The sequence below is a fragment of the Streptomyces sp. NBC_00249 genome, from assembly GCF_026342355.1.
GTDB lineage: Bacteria > Actinomycetota > Actinomycetes > Streptomycetales > Streptomycetaceae > Streptomyces.
In genome coordinates this window covers 348,830-365,751 of record NZ_JAPEMV010000007.1, presented here as the reverse complement: position 1 = coordinate 365,751, position 16,922 = coordinate 348,830, and the positions used below count along the sequence as shown (strand labels likewise).

Here is a 16,922-nt window from a genome sequence, read left to right as displayed (position 1 = left end):
CGAGGGGGCGTACGCACACACGCGCGCCTCTCGCATATGCCGACACGCCCCCAATGCGTGACCTGGGCGCCGGGTGGCGCGTTGGTCAAGAGAGATTGACCGAAACGGGCCGCGTAATGAGAACGGTGTCTGCGGCCCGATCCGCTCTTCAGCACCGGTTCGAGAGGCTTCTTCATGGCCGACCACGCCACCCATGACGCCCAAGCACGGGCCAGCCTGCACCTCCTGGTGCGGGACATCGAGCGGGTTCGCCGGCAGGTGGACGCTCTGCGGACGCTCACCGCCCAGCTCGGCAACGTCTACCGCCCGCGCCGCTCCGGGCCCTCCACGGGCTTCGTCGTCTACGGCAGGGCGCCCGCGCCCACCGTCCGCCTCGCACAGGAACTGCGGGACAGCGTCGAGACCCTGGTCACCGCCGCGGTGGACTTCGACCGCTCCCTCGGCTTCTCCTGGGACGCCGTCGGTTCCGCGCTCGGGGTCACCAAGCAGGCCGTGCACCGCCGCTACGGGGCCCGCCGCGCGCAGGCCGCCGAGTCCGCGGAGCCGCTGGCCGAGGGCACCACGAGCCGGACGCTGGGCCCGCTCCCGACGATCCCGGCGGCCCGCTCGGTACCCCCGCAGCCCGTACGCGAGGAGTCCCAGGCCGGGGCCCCGGCGGTGTCGGCCGGCCGGCCGTCCGCCTTCCCGAGCCCCCGCAACGGCTGATCCGCAGCCCGTCGCCGCCGGGTCGCCGACCCCCGACGGCCGGGCGCCCCGCAGTACCCCCGCCCCCGGCGGGCGCGCCCCCGGGCCGCCCCGCCGGGGGTGTTCGGCGTCCGCCCGGGCCGCGTCAGCCGATGTCCGGCGGGTCGATCCGGACCCGGACCGCCTCCGCCACCGGGACCCCCCGCGCCATCCGGGCGGCCTGCGCGACCTTGAGGGCGGTGGCCAGCGCGGCCCCGCTCCCGGGCGGCACCCGCACCAGGGCCCGTTCCCCGGGCGAGGGCTCGCCGCGCCGCCCGGGCAGCGGTACGGGGCCCAGGATCTCGGCGTCGGCGGGCAGCGCGGCGGCGGCGAGGAAGGCCTCCAGGGCGTCCCCCCGCCCGGCGACGGCGGCCATCCGGGACACGGGAGGGAAGCCCAGCTGGGCCCGCTCGGCCAGTTCCCGTACGGCGTGCCCGACGGGGTCCCAGCGCACCAGGGCCTGCACGGGCCGCAGCGTCGGTTCGGCGACCACCACCACCTGCCCCTCGGGCCGGACCAGCGAGGCGGCCCCGATCCAGCGGCGCAGCGCGTCCTCCCCCGCCCGCAGGTCGGGCCGGCCGAGCATGGCCCAGCCGTCCAGCAGCAGCGCGGCCGCGTACCCGGCGCCCGAGGCGACCGGTTCGGCACCCGGGGTGCACACCACCAGCGCGGGCCGGTCGGGCACCTCGTCCAGGACGTGGTCGCGCCCGGAGGTCCGTACGGCCACGGCGGGGAAGGCCCGCCCGAGCTCCTCGGCGGTCCGCCGCGCGCCCACGACCTGGGCCCGCAGCCGGAAGGAGCCGCACTCCTCGCAGTGCCAGGCGCTCTCGGCCCGCCCGCACCAGCCGCAGTGCAGGTCCCGTTCGTCCGGGGCCTCCAGCGGCCCGGCGCACACGGTGCAGCGGGCGGGGGCCCGGCAGCGCTCGCAAGCGAGCCGGGGCACGTACCCGCGCCGGGGCACCTGCACCAGGACGGGCCCGTGCCCCAGGCCCTCCCGTACGGTCTCCCAGGCCAGGCTGGGCAGCCGGGCGGCGCGGGCGGCCCCGTCCCGGGCCAGCAGCTCGTCGCCGACGGTCCTGATCCGGGGCGCGGTGGCGCGTACCGTCTCCCGGTCGGCGACCAGCGGGCGGGCCCAGCCGGACTCGACCAGCTGGGCGGCCTCCACGGTGCAGCTCGTGCTCCCGGCGAGGAAGGCGCAGCCCTCGCTGACCGCCCGCAGTTCCAGGACCTCGCGGACGTGCGGGAAGGGGGCGCGGTCGTCGCTGTGGCTGGAGTCGCCGTCGTCCCAGATCGCGACCAGTCCGAGGTCGCGCACGGGGGCGAACATGGCGGCCCGGGTGCCGACGACGGCGCGTACGGAGCCGCGGTTGACGGCGAGCCACTGCCGGTAGCGCTTCTCCGGGCCGGACTCGGCGGTCAGCAGGGCGTGCCGGCCCTCGCCGAGCAGGGCGGTGAGCGCGGCGTCCACCCGGGAGGCCGTACGCCCGTCGGGGACGACCGCGAGGGCCCCGCGCCCGGAGGCCAGGGCAGCGGCCATGGCGCGGGCCAGTTCCTCGGCCCAGCCGGGGCCGGGCAGGGCGGTCCACACCGCGCGGGGGGCGCCCCCGCCGGCCAGGGAGCGCAGGAAGGCGGGGCCGGCGCCGTAGCGCGTCCAGCCGCCGGGCTCGGGCGCGGCGGGCGGGGGCAGCGGCTCGGGCGAGGGCTTGGCCTCGGCGCGGGCGCTGCGCGCGGGCAGGGCCAGCTGGAGCACGTCGGCGAGGCTGCCCGCGTACCGGTCGGCGACGGCCTGGGCGAGGGCCAGCATGCGGGGGCCGAGGACCACCTCGGGCGAGACGACCTGGGCGAGGGCGGCGAGGGCGCCCTCGTAGTCGGACTCGGCGCGCCGCTCGACGATGAACCCGTCGATGAGCCCGCCGCCCTCCCGGCGACCGCCGTGCACCCGGTGCGAGCCCGCGCCGAAGCGGACCCGGACCCGGACGCCGGGCTGCGCGGCCTCGGACAGCTCGGCGGGCACCGCGTAGTCGAAGGGCCTGTCGAGGTGGAGCACGCCCTTGTTGACGAAGACCCGGGCGACGGGCAGCTCCTCGGCGAGGTCGGCGCCGCGCCAGGTGCGCGGTTTGGCCTTGGGCGCCTTGGCCTTCGCCTCGGCGACCATCTCCCGGATCAGTGCGAGCTGTTCCGGCTGGGAATCGTTCGCGCTGCTCACACCTGCATTCTTACCAAATGCCACCGACAACGAACGGCCCCGGACCTGGAGGGGTCCGGGGCCGTTCGCCGTACGGGTCCTACAGACCGGCGGCGGCGCGCAGGGCGTCGACGCGGTCGGTCCGCTCCCAGGTGAAGTCCGGCAGCTCACGGCCGAAGTGGCCGTAGGCGGCGGTCTGGGCGTAGATCGGGCGCAGCAGGTCCAGGTCGCGGATGATCGCGGCCGGGCGCAGGTCGAAGACCTCGCCGATCGCGTCCTCGATCTTCTGGACCTCGACCTTGGCGGTGCCGAAGGTCTCGACGAAGAGACCGACGGGCTCGGCCTTGCCGATGGCGTACGCGACCTGGACCTCGCAGCGCGAGGCCAGACCGGCGGCGACCACGTTCTTGGCGACCCAGCGCATGGCGTACGCGGCGGAGCGGTCGACCTTCGACGGGTCCTTGCCGGAGAAGGCGCCGCCGCCGTGGCGGGCCATGCCGCCGTAGGTGTCGATGATGATCTTGCGGCCGGTCAGGCCGGCGTCGCCCATCGGGCCGCCGATCTCGAAGCGGCCGGTGGGGTTGACCAGCAGGCGGTAGCCCTCGGTGTCCAGCTTGATGCCGTCCTCGACGAGCTGCGCGAGCACGTGCTCGACGACGAACTCGCGGATGTCCGGGGCGAGCAGCGAGTCCAGGTCGATGTCGGCGGCGTGCTGGGAGGACACGACGACCGTGTCCAGGCGCACGGCCTTGTCGCCGTCGTACTCGATGGTGACCTGGGTCTTGCCGTCGGGGCGCAGGTACGGGATGGTCCCGTTCTTGCGGACCTCGGAGAGCCGCTTGGACAGCCGGTGCGCGATGTGGATCGGGAGCGGCATCAGCTCGGGCGTCTCGTCGCAGGCGTAGCCGAACATCAGGCCCTGGTCGCCGGCGCCCTGCTTGTCGAGCTCGTCCTCGTCGCCCTCGACGCGCTTCTCGTACGCCGTGTCGACGCCCTGCGCGATGTCGGGGGACTGTGCGCCGATGGACACCGACACGCCGCAGGAGGCGCCGTCGAAGCCCTTCTTCGAGGAGTCGTAGCCGATCTCGAGGATCTTGTCGCGGACGAGCTGGGCGATCGGCGCGTAGGCCTTCGTCGTCACCTCGCCCGCGATGTGCACGAGGCCGGTGGTGATGAGGGTCTCCACGGCCACGCGCGAGGTCGGGTCCTCGGTCAGCAAGGCATCGAGGATCGTGTCGCTGATCTGGTCAGCGATCTTGTCGGGGTGACCCTCGGTGACGGACTCCGAGGTGAACAGGCGACGGGACACAACGCTCCCTGGGGTTGCAGCGGCTGCTGGCTGATCATTTGGCGGAACCACACCGGGGGCTGCGCCCGATCACGTTCCATGTGCAGTTTATCGGTCGCCACCGTTTGCCGGACCACCCGTCTCGCCCTATGGGAGCCGTGTGACCTGCGGCACTCCATTCTGACGTACGGATTTCCCGCCGGAAAGGGCGCCGCTCAGATGGTTCGCGGAGCGGGCCGCTCCGCGAGTCGTCCGGCGACCTGGTCCCAAATCACTTCCGCCAGGGCTTCCTTCGGACCATGGGGAACCGGCGTCTCGGCACCGTCGGAGGCCAGGATGACCGCCTCGTTCTCCTCGGATCCGAAGGTCTTGCTCTCTCCGACCTCATTGACCACGAGGAGGTCACATCCCTTGCGGAGAAGTTTGGCGCGGCCGTTGGCGAGCACGTCGTCGGTCTCGGCGGCGAAACCGACGACGATCTGGCCCTCCCGGGCGCGTCCGGCGGAGATCTCGGCCAGGACGTCCGGATTCCGGACAAGAATGACCGGTTCGGGCTCCTGGCCGTCCTTCTTCTTGATCTTCCCGTCGGCGTAGTGGGCGGGCCGGAAGTCCGCCACGGCCGCGGCCATCACCACGGCGTCGGCGTCGGCCGCCGCCTCGATGACCGCCTCGCGGAGCTGGAGGGCCGTGCCCACGCGTACGACGTCCACCCCGGCCGGGTCGGCCAGCGCGGTGTTCGCGGCCACCAGGGTGACCCGGGCGCCGCGCGCGACGGCGGTGCGGGCGAGGGCGTAGCCCTGCTTGCCGGAGGAACGGTTGCCGAGGAAGCGGACCGGGTCCAGGGGCTCCCGGGTACCTCCGGCGCTGACGACCACGTGGCGTCCGGCCAGGTCGGCCGGGGCAGCGCCGCGGGCCAGGACGCCGCGGCAGACCTCGTAGATCTCCTCCGGGTCGGGCAGCCGCCCCTTGCCGGTGTCCTTGCCGGTGAGCCGGCCGACGGCGGGCTCGATGACGACGGCGCCGCGGCGGCGCAGCGTGGCGACGTTCTCCTGGGTGGCGGGGTGCTCCCACATCTCGGTGTGCATCGCGGGCGCGAAGACCACGGGGCAGCGGGCGGTGAGCAGGGTGTTCGTGAGGAGGTCGTCGGCGAGCCCGTGGGCGGCCTTGGCCAGCATGTCGGCGGTGGCGGGGGCCACGACGACGAGGTCGGCCGACTGGCCGATGCGGACGTGGGGCACCTCGTGGACGGTCTCCCAGACCTCGGTGGAGGCCGGGTTCCCGGAGAGGGCGGCCCAGGTGGCCTCGCCGACGAAGTTCAGGGACGCCGCGGTGGGCACCACCCGTACGTCGTGCCCGGACTCGGTCAGCCGGCGCAGCAGCTCACAGGCCTTGTAGGCGGCGATCCCGCCGCTGACCCCCAGCACGACCTTCGGCTTGTCCACCACGTACTCCCCACTCGACATCCGTGTACGTCACCTATGACACACCACAGGCCCGGCAGATGGTCTGCCGGGCCTGTGGTGAAGAAAATTCTCGATGCCTTACTGAGCCGGGGCCTCGATGGCCTCGGAGGTCAGCAGACCCGCGTTGATCTCGCGCAGCGCGATCGAAAGGGGCTTCTCGTGGACGTGGGTGTCCACCAGCGGGCCGACGTACTCGAGCAGGCCCTCACCGAGCTGCGAGTAGTACGCGTTGATCTGACGCGCCCGCTTGGCCGCGTAGATCACGAGGCTGTACTTCGAGTCCGTGGCCTCGAGCAGCTCGTCGATCGGCGGGTTGATGATGCCCTCGGGCGCAGTGATGGAAGAGGACACGCTCTACCTTCCGAAGAATGGATGAAAGTTCAGCCGACCGAGTACCGACCGACATGAACACCGGTCAACTATCAGACAACTTCCATCAAGGCTAGCAGCTCGCGCGCCACGTCCTCGACGGAGGTGTTGACCAGGGTGGTGTCGAACTCGGACTCGGCAGCGAGTTCGATCTTGGCGGCTTCCAGCCGGCGCGCTACGACCTCGGGCGATTCGGTACCGCGGCCGGTGAGGCGGCGGACCAGTTCGTCCCAGCTCGGCGGGGCGAGGAAGACCAGCTGTGCGTCGGGCTTGGACTCGCGGACGAGCCGGGCGCCCTGGAGATCGATCTCCAGCAGCACCGGTTCGCCGTTCTCCAGGCGTTCCGATACCGCGCCGCGGGGTGTGCCGTAGCGGTTGCCCGCGAACTCGGCCCACTCCAGCAGCTCGCCGTTGGCGATCAGCTTGTCGAACTCGTCGTCGTTGACGAAGAAGTAGTGGACTCCGTGTCGCTCACCGGGCCGCGGCTTGCGGGTGGTGGCCGACACCGAGAGCCATACCTCGGGGTGGACCTTGCGCATATGCGCGACGACCGTGCTCTTGCCGACCCCCGAAGGGCCGGAGAGCACGGTCAGCCGCGGACGAACCTCTGCTGCCATAGAGCGATTATCCAGGTTCTCGGGACTGCCTGAGAACGCCGGGAGAACTTCGGGCGACGCCTCAGGCGCCGCTACCGCCGAACTCGCGCTCCAGAGAGGCGATCTGGTTGGAACCGAGACCTCGGACACGCCGGGACTCGGAGATGCCGAGGCGCTCCATGATCTGCTTGGCGCGGACCTTGCCGACGCCGGGCAGCGACTCGAGAAGGGCGGAGACCTTCATCTTGCCGATGACGTCGTTCTCCTGTCCCGTCTTGATGACGTCGTGGAGGGAGGCGCCGGAGTGCTTGAGTCGATTCTTCACCTCGGCCCGCTCCCGGCGAGCCGCGGCGGCCTTTTCGAGCGCTGCTGCGCGCTGTTCAGGGGTAAGGGGCGGAAGAGCCACGCCTACGTCACCTCGGATGTCGAACTGTCGGATACGGACCGGCGCAGCGCTTTGGGCACCACGCCAGGCGAGTTCCCGAACAGCGGTGGTACTCGTTCGCTGCTCGTTCACTCTGATCGGAGACTAGCGGCCAAGGCCGCTCCAGTCAGCGAGAACGGACGAAAAGTCCTGGTCAGCCTCCACTGAACCGTACATCACGGACAAACCACCCCGGTTTTGTCCGGGTAATTACGTTCGAATTTCGTCAAGCCGTTCCATGAACACGTCCGACGGCCTCCTTTACGGACCGCGATCCGCACTCCGCGAGCCCCCGCGGGGGCCTGCGGACCGTCGAACAGGACCGTTCCTCCAGCCGTTCCCGAGCCGACCCCGAGCCGGGGAGCCCCCCGGCCGGTCGCGCCGACGTGATCCGCGTCACGCCGGCGCGGCCGGATGCCGGCCGCTACGCGGAGACGGCCTCGCGGATCTCCTCCGCGAACTGCTTCGCGGAGGCCCGCAGCGCGGCCACGTCCGGGCCGTGCTTCAGGACGCCCCGCGACACGTTCGGGACGACGTTGCCGACGGCCGCGCCGAAGACCGCCGGGAGGTCCGCCGCGGTCGCGCCCTGCGCGCCGATGCCCGGGGCCAGCAGCGGCCCGTTGATGTCCAGGTCGAACGAGGAGAGGTCGCCCAGCGTCGCGCCGACCACCGCTCCGAAGGAGCCCATCGGCTCGGCGCCCGCGTTCTCCGCGGCCAGGTGGGCCAGCATCGTCGCGCCGACGGTGCGCCCGTCCTCGCGCACGGCCCGCTGGACCTCGGCGCCCTCCGGGTTGGAGGTCAGCGCCAGCACGAACAGGCCCGCGCCCGATTCCCGCGCCAGCTCGACGGCCGGGGCCAGCGAGCCGTAGCCCAGGTACGGGGAGACGGTCAGCGCGTCCGAGAACAGCGGCGAGGCCGGGTCCAGGAAGGCCGAGGCGTACGCGGCCATGGTCGAGCCGATGTCGCCCCGCTTGGCGTCCATGACGACCAGCGTCCCGGCGGCCCGCGCGTCGGCGACGGTCCGCTCCAGCACCGCGACGCCCCGCGAGCCGAAGCGCTCGAAGAAGGCCGCCTGCGGCTTGAAGACGGCGACGGAGTCGGCCAGGGCCTCCACCACGGTGCGGGAGAAGCGCTCCAGCCCGGCGATGTCGTCGTCCAGCCCCCAGGAGGCCAGCAGGGCGGCGTGCGGGTCGATCCCGACGCACAGCGGGCCGCGTGCGTCCATGGCGGCGCGCAGGCGGGTACCGAAGGGGGTCACAGGGCTCTCGGGGCTCACAGCGCGGCCTTTCGGGTCTCGGCGCCCACCGCTTCCGCGAGGGTCGCGTACGGGCTGGTGGCCAGGCGCGCGGCCAGGCCCTTGTGGATGGCGCGGGCGTAGAAGGGGCCCTCGTAGATGAAGGCGCTGTAGCCCTGGATCAGGGTGGCGCCCGCCAGGATGCGCTGCCAGGCGTCCTCGGCGTTCTCGATGCCGCCGACGCCCACCAGGACGATCCGGTCGCCCACGCGCGCGTACAGGCGGCGCAGGACCTCCAGGGAGCGCTCCTTGACGGGGGCGCCGGAGAGTCCGCCGGTCTCCTTGACCAGTTCGGGCGAGGACTTCAGGCCCAGGCCCTCGCGGGCGATGGTGGTGTTCGTCGCGATGATGCCGTCCAGGCCCAGCTCCAGGGCGAGGTCGGCGACGGCGTCCACGTCCTCGTCCGCGAGGTCGGGGGCGATCTTGACGAGCAGCGGGACGCGGCGGTCGGTGACGGCCCGGTCGGCGGCCTCGCGCACGGCGGTCAGCAGCGGCCGCAGGGACTCCGTGGCCTGGAGGTTGCGCAGGCCCGGGGTGTTCGGGGAGGAGACGTTGACGACGAGGTAGTCGGCGTGACGGGCGAGGCGCTCGGTGGAGAGCACGTAGTCCGCGGCGGCCTCCTCCTCGGGGACCACCTTCGTCTTGCCGATGTTGACGCCGACGACGGTCCTGAAGACCGGGGTACGGGCGGCCAGGCGCTCGGCGACGGCGGCCGAGCCCTCGTTGTTGAAGCCCATGCGGTTGATCAGCGCGCGGTCCGGGACCAGGCGGAAGAGCCGCTTCTTGGGGTTGCCGGGCTGGGCCTGGCCGGTGACCGTGCCGATCTCGATGTGGTCGAAGCCGAGCATGGACATGCCGTCGATGGCGACGGCGTTCTTGTCGAAGCCGGCCGCGAGCCCGAAGGGGCCGTGCATGCGCAGGCCCAGGGCCTCGGTGCGCAGCTCCTTGAAGCGCGGGGCCAGGGCGGCCGCGACGAAGGTGCGCAGGACGGGGGTGCGGGCGGCGAGGCGGATCCACCGGAAGGCCGTGTAGTGGGCCTGCTCGGGGTCCATCCGCTTGAAGACCAGGTTGAAGAAGAGCTTGTACATCGTCGTGAGGATCCCTCTGCGCTCATGAAGAGGGGGACACCCGGCGCGCGTGCGGCGCGTCCGGTGTCCCCCTCTCCCCTGTTCGGGCTGTCAGTCGCGGGCTGCGGTCAGGTGCTCCGCGTGCTCCTGGAGGGAGCGGACGCCCACGTCGCCGCGGTTGAGCGCGTCGATGCCCTGGACGGCGGCGGCGAGCGCCTGGACCGTGGTCAGGCACGGGACGCTGCGCGCCACGGCGGCCGTGCGGATCTCGTAGCCGTCGAGGCGGCCGCCGGTCCCGTACGGGGTGTTGACGATCAGGTCGACCTGGCCGTCGTGGATGAGCTGGACGATGGTCTTCTCGCCGTCCGGGCCCTCGCCCTCGCTGAGCTTGCGGACCACGGTGGCGTTGATGCCGTTGCGGCGCAGGACCTCGGCGGTGCCGGAGGTGGCGAGCAGCTCGAAGCCGTGGGCGACGAGCTCGCGCGCCGGGAAGATCATCGAGCGCTTGTCGCGGTTGGCGACGGAGATGAAGGCGCGGCCCTTGGTGGGCAGCGGGCCGTAGGCCCCGGCCTGCGACTTGGCGTACGCCGTGCCGAAGACGGAGTCGATGCCCATGACCTCGCCGGTGGAGCGCATCTCCGGGCCGAGGACGGTGTCCACGCCGCGGCCCTGGATGTCGCGGAAGCGCGACCACGGCATGACGGCCTCCTTGACGGAGATCGGCGCGTCGAGGGGCAGGGTGCCGCCGTCGCCGTTCTTCGGGAGCATGCCCTCTTCGCGCAGCTCGGCGATGGTGGTGCCGAGCGAGATGCGGGCGGCGGCCTTCGCGAGCGGGACGGCGGTCGCCTTCGAGGTGAAGGGGACGGTCCGGGAGGCGCGCGGGTTGGCCTCCAGGACGTAGAGGATGTCACCCGCCATCGCGAACTGGATGTTGATCAGGCCGCGGACGCCGACGCCCTTGGCGATGGCCTCGGTGGAGGCCCGCAGGCGCTTGATGTCGTAGCCGCCGAGGGTGATCGGGGGCAGGGCGCAGGCCGAGTCGCCGGAGTGGATGCCGGCTTCCTCGATGTGCTCCATGACGCCGCCGAGGTAGAGCTCGTGGCCGTCGTAGAGGGCGTCGACGTCGATCTCGATGGCGTCGTCGAGGAAGCGGTCGACCAGCACGGGGCGGGTCGGGGAGATCTCGGTGGACTCCGCGATGTACGACTCGAGGCGGGTCTCGTCGTAGACGATCTCCATGCCGCGGCCGCCGAGCACGTAGGACGGGCGGACGAGGACCGGGTAGCCGATCTCGTCGGCGATGGCCTTGGCGCCGGCGAAGGTGGTGGCGGTGCCGTGCTTGGGGGCGGGCAGGCCGGCGTCGGCGAGGACCTGGCCGAAGGCGCCGCGGTCCTCGGCGGCGTGGATGGCCTCCGGCGGGGTGCCGACGACGGGGACGCCGTTGTCCTTGAGGGCCTGGGCGAGACCCAGGGGGGTCTGGCCGCCGAGCTGGACGACGACACCGGCGATGGGGCCGGCGAGGGACTCGGCGTGGACGATCTCCAGCACGTCCTCGAGCGTCAGCGGCTCGAAGTACAGGCGGTCGGAGGTGTCGTAGTCCGTCGAGACGGTCTCGGGGTTGCAGTTGACCATCACGGTCTCGTAGCCGGCGTCGCTGAGGGCGAAGGAGGCGTGGACGCAGGAGTAGTCGAACTCGATGCCCTGGCCGATGCGGTTCGGGCCGGAGCCCAGGATGATCACCGCGGGCTTGGTGCGCGGGGCGACCTCGGACTCCTCGTCGTAGGACGAGTAGAAGTACGGGGTCTTCGCGGCGAACTCGGCGGCGCAGGTGTCGACCGTCTTGTAGACCGGGCGGACGCCAAGCGCGTGGCGGACCTCGCGGACGACGTCCTCGCGCAGGCCGCGGATCTCGGCGATCTGGGCGTCGGAGAAGCCGTGGCGCTTGGCCTCGGCGAGCAGCTCGGGGTGGAGCTTCTCGGCGGCGGCCAGCTCGTCGGCGATCTCCTTGATCAGGAAGAGCTGGTCGACGAACCAGGGGTCGATCTTCGTGGACTCGAAGACCTCTTCCTGGGTGGCGCCGGCGCGGATGGCCTGCATGACGGTGTTGATGCGGCCGTCGGTCGGGCGGACCGCGGTGGCCAGCAGCTCTTCCTTGTCGCCGGGCTCGCCGACGAAGGTGAACTGCGAGCCCTTCTTCTCCAGGGAGCGCAGGGCCTTCTGGAGGGCCTCGGTGAAGTTGCGGCCGATGGCCATGGCCTCGCCCACCGACTTCATGGTGGTGGTGAGGGTGGAGTCGGCCAGCGGGAACTTCTCGAAGGCGAAGCGCGGGGCCTTGACGACGACGTAGTCGAGGGTCGGCTCGAAGGAGGCCGGGGTCTTCTCGGTGATGTCGTTGGGGACCTCGTCGAGCGTGTAGCCGATGGCCAGCTTGGCGGCGATCTTGGCGATCGGGAAGCCGGTGGCCTTCGACGCGAGCGCCGAGGAGCGCGAGACGCGCGGGTTCATCTCGATGACGATGACGCGGCCGTCGACCGGGTCGATCGCGAACTGGATGTTGCAGCCGCCGGTGTCGACGCCGACCTCGCGGATGATCGCGATGCCGATGTCGCGCAGCCGCTGGTACTCGCGGTCGGTGAGCGTCATGGCGGGGGCGACGGTGATGGAGTCGCCGGTGTGGACGCCCATCGGGTCGAAGTTCTCGATGGAGCAGACGACGACCACGTTGTCCTTGGTGTCGCGCATCAGCTCCAGCTCGTACTCCTTCCAGCCGAGGATGGACTCCTCCAGGAGCACCTCGGTGGTCGGGGAGAGCGTGAGGCCCTGGCCGGCGATGCGGCGCAGTTCTTCCTCGTCGTGGGCGAAGCCGGAGCCGGCGCCGCCCATGGTGAAGGAGGGGCGCACGACGACGGGGTAGCCGCCGAGGGTGTCGACGCCCGCGATGACGTCGTCCATCGTGTGGCAGATGACCGAGCGGGCGGACTCGCCGTAGCCGATCTTGGCCTTGACGGCCTCGACGACGCCCTTGAAGAGGTCGCGGTCCTCGCCCTTGTTGATGGCCTCGACGTTGGCGCCGATGAGCTCGACGCCGTACTTCTCCAGCACACCCTGCTCGTGCATGGAGATCGCGGTGTTCAGCGCGGTCTGGCCACCGAGGGTGGGCAGGAGCGCGTCGGGGCGCTCCTTCGCGATGATCTTCTCGACGAACTCGGGGGTGATCGGCTCGACGTACGTGGCGTCGGCGATCTCCGGGTCGGTCATGATCGTCGCCGGGTTGGAGTTCACCAGGATGACCCGCAGGCCCTCGGCCTTGAGGATGCGGCAGGCCTGGGTGCCGGAGTAGTCGAACTCGGCGGCCTGGCCGATGACGATCGGGCCGGAGCCGATGACCAGGACGGACTGGATATCGGTGCGCTTAGGCACGCTCGGCCTCCATCTGGGCGGTGTTCATCAAAGAAGTGAAGCGGTCGAAGAGGTACGCGGCGTCGTGCGGGCCGGCGGCCGCCTCGGGGTGGTACTGGACGGAGAAGGCCGGCTGGTCGAGCAGCTGGAGGCCTTCCACCACGTTGTCGTTCAGGCAGACGTGGGAGACCTCGGCGCGGCCGTAGGGGGTCTCGGACACCTTGTCGAGGGGCGCGTCCACGGCGAAGCCGTGGTTGTGCGCGGTGATCTCGACCTTGCCGGTGGTGCGGTCCTGGACGGGCTGGTTGATGCCCCGGTGGCCGTACTTCAGCTTGTAGGTGCCGAAGCCGAGGGCGCGGCCGAGGATCTGGTTGCCGAAGCAGATGCCGAAGAGCGGCGTCTTGCGGGCGAGGACGCCCTGCATGACGGAGACCGCGTGGTCGGCGGTGGCCGGGTCGCCCGGGCCGTTGGAGAAGAAGACGCCGTCCGGCTGGACCGCGTAGACGTCCTCGACGGTGGCGGTGGCGGGCAGCACGTGCACCTCGATGCCGCGCTCGGCCATCCGGTGCGGGGTCATGCCCTTGATGCCGAGGTCCACGGCGGCGACGGTGAACTTCTTCTCACCGATCGCGGGGACCACGTAGGTCTCCTTGGTGGCGACCTCGGCGGAGAGGTCGGCGCCCTTCATCTGCGGGGCTTCCAGGACGCGGGCCAGCAGCGCCGCGTCGTCGGCGACGGCCTCGCCGGAGAAGATGCCGACGCGCATGGCGCCGCGCTCGCGCAGGTGGCGGGTGAGGGCGCGGGTGTCGATGCCGGAGATCCCGACGACGCCCTGCTTGACGAGCTCCTCGTCCAGCGAGCGCCGGGAGCGCCAGTTGGAGGGCACGCGGGCGGGGTCGCGGACGACGTACCCGGCGACCCAGATGCGGGAGGACTCGGGGTCCTCGTCGTTGACGCCGGTGTTGCCGACGTGCGGGGCCGTCATCACGACGACCTGCCGGTGGTACGACGGGTCGGTGAGGGTTTCCTGGTATCCGGTCATGCCGGTGGAGAACACGGCCTCGCCGAAGGTCTCCCCCACAGCGCCGTAGGCGCGGCCGCGGAAGATCCGACCGTCCTCCAGGACGAGTACGGCGGGAGCTTTGGCTGCTCCCCTGGTGGAGGTCGTCATCGTTCGGCGCCTTCCGTCGTGGTGGATGAGTTCATGATGTTGATGGCTTCGACCCAGGCGGCGTGTTCTGCCGCGCGGTCGGAGCGGAATCCGGAGTCGATCAGCTTGTCGCCGTGCGCCCATGTGACGACGAGGAGACCGCCCTCGGTCAGTACCTTGCCCGCGATTCCCTTGTCGAGGCGGGCGCCGCGCAGCTGCGCGGCCGGTACGAAGAAGTCGGTGGCACCCGGACGGACCACGTCGAGGCCCGCGTCGGTGAGCGTGAGCTCGACCCGGCTGCGCACCCCGAGACCGTGGGCGACGATCCGGTCGAGCCACTGCCCGGCGGTGGTGGACCCGTGGTACCGGCCGGTCAGGGCCAGCCGGTGCTCGGGGAGGCCGCCGGGGGCGGCGGGCAGCTCCGGCAGATCGCTCTGCAGGGTGCCGCGCCATTTCCAGCCCTGCCGCATCAGCCAGTACACGAACGCGATGAAGACGGCCAGGCCGACCACCCACGCGATGCGGGCGCCGAAGCTGGTCACCTCCGCCGACTGTCGTTCGGCGGCCTCGGCGGCCAGTTGGATTACTGCAGGTGTCACGCCAGTTTCCCGTCCACGACCGTTGCCCGGCCCCGCAGGAAGGTATGAGTGACGCGCCCCGGCAGCTCACGGCCCTCGTAAGGCGTGTTGCGGCTGCGGGAGGCGAAGTGTGCGGGGTCCACGACACCACGGTACGAGGTGTCGACCAAGGTCAGGTTCGCGGGTTCACCTGCCGAGACGGGACGGCCGTGCCCGGCGAGACCGCCGATGCGCGCCGGAGCGAAGGACATCCGCTCGGCGACGCCCGCCCAGTCGATCAGTCCGGTCTCCACCATCGTCTGCTGGACGACGGAGAGCGCGGTCTCCAGGCCGACCATGCCCATGGCGGCGGCGGCCCACTCGCAGTCCTTGTCCTCGTGCGGGTGCGGGGCGTGGTCGGTGGCGACGATGTCGATCGTGCCGTCGGCGAGCGCCTCGCGCAGGGCCAGCACGTCGCGCTCGGTGCGCAGCGGCGGGTTGACCTTGTAGACCGCGTTGTACGAGCGGACGAGCTCGTCGGTGAGGAGCAGGTGGTGCGGGGTGACCTCGGCGGTGACGTCGATGCCGCGGGACTTGGCCCAGCGGACGATCTCGACGGATCCGGCGGTGGAGAGGTGGCAGATGTGCACGCGGGAGCCGACGTGCTCGGCGAGGAGGACGTCGCGGGCGATGATCGACTCCTCGGCGACGGCCGGCCAGCCGCCGAGACCGAGCTCGGCGGAGACGACGCCCTCGTTCATCTGGGCGCCCTCCGTGAGGCGGGGCTCCTGGGCGTGCTGGGCGACGACGCCGCCGAAGGCCTTCACGTACTCCAGGGCGCGGCGCATGATCACGGCGTCGTCCACGCACTTGCCGTCGTCGGAGAAGACGGTGACGCGGGCGGCGGAGTCGTGCATGGCGCCCAGCTCGGACAGCTGCTTGCCCTCCAGGCCGACGGTGACGGCGCCGATGGGCTGCACGTCGCAGTAGCCGGACTCCTTGCCCAGGCGCCAGACCTGCTCGACGACGCCGGCGGTGTCGGCGACCGGGAAGGTGTTCGCCATGGCGAAGACGGCGGTGTAGCCGCCGGAGGCGGCGGCGCGGGTGCCGGTCAGGACGGTCTCGCTGTCCTCGCGGCCGGGCTCGCGCAGGTGGGTGTGCAGGTCGACGAGGCCGGGGAGGAGGACCTGGCCCTCGGCCTCGATGACGGTCGCGCCCTCGGCGGACAGGTTCTGCCCGACCTCGGCGATGGTCTCGCCGTCGATCAGGACGTCCTGCGCCTCGCCACCGAGTACCTTCGCGCCACGGATCAGGATCTTGCTCATGATTACTTGCTCTCCTCGATGCGGGGCGTGCTGGTGGTGGTGACGGCGGGCTCGGAGCCTCCGAGCAGCAGGTACAGGACGGCCATCCGGGTGGAGACGCCGTTGGCGACCTGCTCGACGGCCGTGCAGCGGTCGGAGTCTGCGACCTCGGCGGTGATCTCCATGCCGCGGTTCATCGGGCCGGGGTGCATGACGATGGCGTGCTCGGGCATCTTGGCCATGCGCTCGCCGTTGAGGCCGTAGCGGCGGGAGTACTCGCGCTCGGTGGGGAAGAAGGCGGCGTTCATGCGTTCGCGCTGCACACGCAGCATCATGACCGCGTCCGACTTCGGCAGCACCTCGTCGAGGTTGTACGAGACCTCGCACGGCCAGGTCTCGACGCCGATCGGGACCAGGGTGGGCGGGGCCACGAGGGTGACCTCGGCGCCGAGGGTGTGCAGCAGGTGGACGTTGGAGCGGGCCACGCGGCTGTGCAGGACGTCGCCCACGATGGTGATCCGGCGGCCGTTCAGGTCCTTGCCGAGTCCGGCGTCGCGGCCGACGAGGCGGCGGCGCATGGTGAAGGCGTCCAGCAGGGCCTGCGTGGGGTGCTCGTGGGTGCCGTCGCCGGCGTTGACCACGGCGGAGTCGATCCAGCCGGAGGTCGCGAGCCGGTAGGGGGCGCCGGAGGCGTGGTGGCGGATGACGACCGCGTCGGCGCCCATGGCCTCCAGGGTCAGGGCCGTGTCCTTCAGGGATTCGCCCTTGGAGACGGAGGAGCCCTTGGCGGAGAAGTTGATGACGTCCGCGGACAGCCGCTTGGCGGCGGCCTCGAAGGAGATCCGGGTGCGGGTCGAGTCCTCGAAGAAGAGGTTGACGACCGTGAGGCCGCGCAGGGTGGGCAGCTTCTTGATCGGCCGGTCGGCGACGCGGGCCATCTCCTCGGCGGTGTCGAGGATGAGGACGGCGTCGTCTCGCGTGAGGTCGGCGGCCGAGATGAGGTGGCGCTTCATCTGGGTGGCTCCGTAGGTCTGGAGGGCAGGCAGGCGGACGGGCTGGAGTGCGGGCAGGGCAGACTTCGGCGCGGACCCGGCGAGGCGGGT

General features: G+C 71.7%; 14 protein-coding genes. 1 reads left to right on the top strand and 13 read right to left on the bottom strand.

What is annotated here, in order from left to right; all coding sequences use genetic code 11:
- The first annotated feature begins 174 nt into the window (after window positions 1-174).
- Complete coding sequence (locus OOK31_RS29025) at window positions 175-705, top strand: hypothetical protein (RefSeq protein WP_267090325.1); 531 nt, start codon at window positions 175-177, stop codon at window positions 703-705.
- 124 nt (window positions 706-829) lie between these two features.
- Here the strand turns inward: OOK31_RS29025 and OOK31_RS29020 are convergent, their stop codons facing one another.
- The 13 genes from OOK31_RS29020 to OOK31_RS28960 form a co-directional block, all read right to left on the bottom strand.
- Window positions 830-2,929 (bottom strand): primosomal protein N', encoded by a 2,100-nt coding sequence (locus OOK31_RS29020; protein ID WP_267090324.1) that lies wholly within the window; start codon window positions 2,927-2,929, stop codon window positions 830-832.
- Window positions 2,930-3,008: 79 nt separating this feature from the next.
- A complete protein-coding gene (gene metK / locus OOK31_RS29015) occupies window positions 3,009-4,217 on the bottom strand; it encodes a methionine adenosyltransferase (RefSeq protein WP_267090323.1) in 1,209 nt (402 codons plus the stop codon).
- Window positions 4,218-4,411: 194 nt separating this feature from the next.
- A complete protein-coding gene (gene coaBC, locus OOK31_RS29010) occupies window positions 4,412-5,638 on the bottom strand; it encodes a bifunctional phosphopantothenoylcysteine decarboxylase/phosphopantothenate--cysteine ligase CoaBC (RefSeq protein WP_267090452.1) in 1,227 nt (408 codons plus the stop codon).
- Window positions 5,639-5,737: 99 nt separating this feature from the next.
- The gene (rpoZ, locus tag OOK31_RS29005; protein WP_004948662.1) at window positions 5,738-6,010 is read right to left on the bottom strand and encodes a DNA-directed RNA polymerase subunit omega; all 273 of its coding nucleotides are present in this window, start codon (window positions 6,008-6,010) and stop codon (window positions 5,738-5,740) included.
- A 71-nt stretch (window positions 6,011-6,081) separates the two neighbouring features.
- Entirely contained in the window at window positions 6,082-6,645 is a 564-nt protein-coding gene (gene gmk, locus OOK31_RS29000) for a guanylate kinase (RefSeq protein WP_267090322.1), read from the bottom strand.
- Between the two features lie 61 nt (window positions 6,646-6,706).
- Complete coding sequence (locus tag OOK31_RS28995) at window positions 6,707-7,030, bottom strand: integration host factor (RefSeq protein ID WP_030234009.1); 324 nt, start codon at window positions 7,028-7,030, stop codon at window positions 6,707-6,709.
- Window positions 7,031-7,472: 442 nt separating this feature from the next.
- Window positions 7,473-8,324 (bottom strand): orotidine-5'-phosphate decarboxylase, encoded by an 852-nt coding sequence (gene pyrF, locus OOK31_RS28990; RefSeq protein WP_267090321.1) that lies wholly within the window; start codon window positions 8,322-8,324, stop codon window positions 7,473-7,475.
- On the bottom strand, window positions 8,321-9,430 hold the full coding sequence (locus tag OOK31_RS28985; RefSeq protein ID WP_267090320.1) for a quinone-dependent dihydroorotate dehydrogenase: 1,110 nt from the start codon (window positions 9,428-9,430) through the stop codon (window positions 8,321-8,323). The genes pyrF and OOK31_RS28985 overlap by 4 nt, the downstream gene beginning before the upstream one ends.
- A gap of 90 nt (window positions 9,431-9,520) precedes the next feature.
- Window positions 9,521-12,829 carry a carbamoyl-phosphate synthase large subunit gene (gene carB, locus OOK31_RS28980; protein ID WP_267090319.1) on the bottom strand — a complete coding sequence of 1,103 codons (3,309 nt, stop codon included), beginning with the start codon at window positions 12,827-12,829 and terminating at the stop codon, window positions 9,521-9,523.
- Window positions 12,822-13,979: a glutamine-hydrolyzing carbamoyl-phosphate synthase small subunit gene (carA, locus tag OOK31_RS28975; protein ID WP_267090318.1), complete on the bottom strand. Its 1,158-nt coding sequence runs from the start codon at window positions 13,977-13,979 to the stop codon at window positions 12,822-12,824. The genes carB and carA overlap by 8 nt, the downstream gene beginning before the upstream one ends.
- Window positions 13,976-14,557 (bottom strand): hypothetical protein, encoded by a 582-nt coding sequence (locus tag OOK31_RS28970; protein ID WP_267090317.1) that lies wholly within the window; start codon window positions 14,555-14,557, stop codon window positions 13,976-13,978. The genes carA and OOK31_RS28970 overlap by 4 nt, the downstream gene beginning before the upstream one ends.
- Window positions 14,554-15,840 carry a dihydroorotase gene (locus tag OOK31_RS28965; protein WP_267090316.1) on the bottom strand — a complete coding sequence of 429 codons (1,287 nt, stop codon included), beginning with the start codon at window positions 15,838-15,840 and terminating at the stop codon, window positions 14,554-14,556. Before OOK31_RS28965 ends, OOK31_RS28970 begins: the two co-directional genes overlap by 4 nt.
- A 2-nt stretch (window positions 15,841-15,842) precedes the next feature.
- The gene (locus OOK31_RS28960) at window positions 15,843-16,832 is read right to left on the bottom strand and encodes an aspartate carbamoyltransferase catalytic subunit (RefSeq protein ID WP_267090315.1); all 990 of its coding nucleotides are present in this window, start codon (window positions 16,830-16,832) and stop codon (window positions 15,843-15,845) included.
- Between the last annotated feature and the right edge of the window lie 90 nt (window positions 16,833-16,922).

Excerpts from the sequence above, each read along its gene's own strand:
- OOK31_RS29025 (WP_267090325.1), top strand. The coding sequence starts at position 175 with ATGGCCGACCACGCCACCCATGACGCCCAAGCACGGGCCAGCCTGCAC.
- gmk (WP_267090322.1), bottom strand. The coding sequence starts at position 6,645 with ATGGCAGCAGAGGTTCGTCCGCGGCTGACCGTGCTCTCCGGCCCTTCG.
- OOK31_RS28985 (WP_267090320.1), bottom strand. The coding sequence starts at position 9,430 with ATGTACAAGCTCTTCTTCAACCTGGTCTTCAAGCGGATGGACCCCGAG.
- carA (WP_267090318.1), bottom strand. The coding sequence starts at position 13,979 with ATGACGACCTCCACCAGGGGAGCAGCCAAAGCTCCCGCCGTACTCGTC.
- OOK31_RS28965 (WP_267090316.1), bottom strand. The coding sequence starts at position 15,840 with ATGAGCAAGATCCTGATCCGTGGCGCGAAGGTACTCGGTGGCGAGGCG.
- OOK31_RS28960 (WP_267090315.1), bottom strand. The coding sequence starts at position 16,832 with ATGAAGCGCCACCTCATCTCGGCCGCCGACCTCACGCGAGACGACGCC.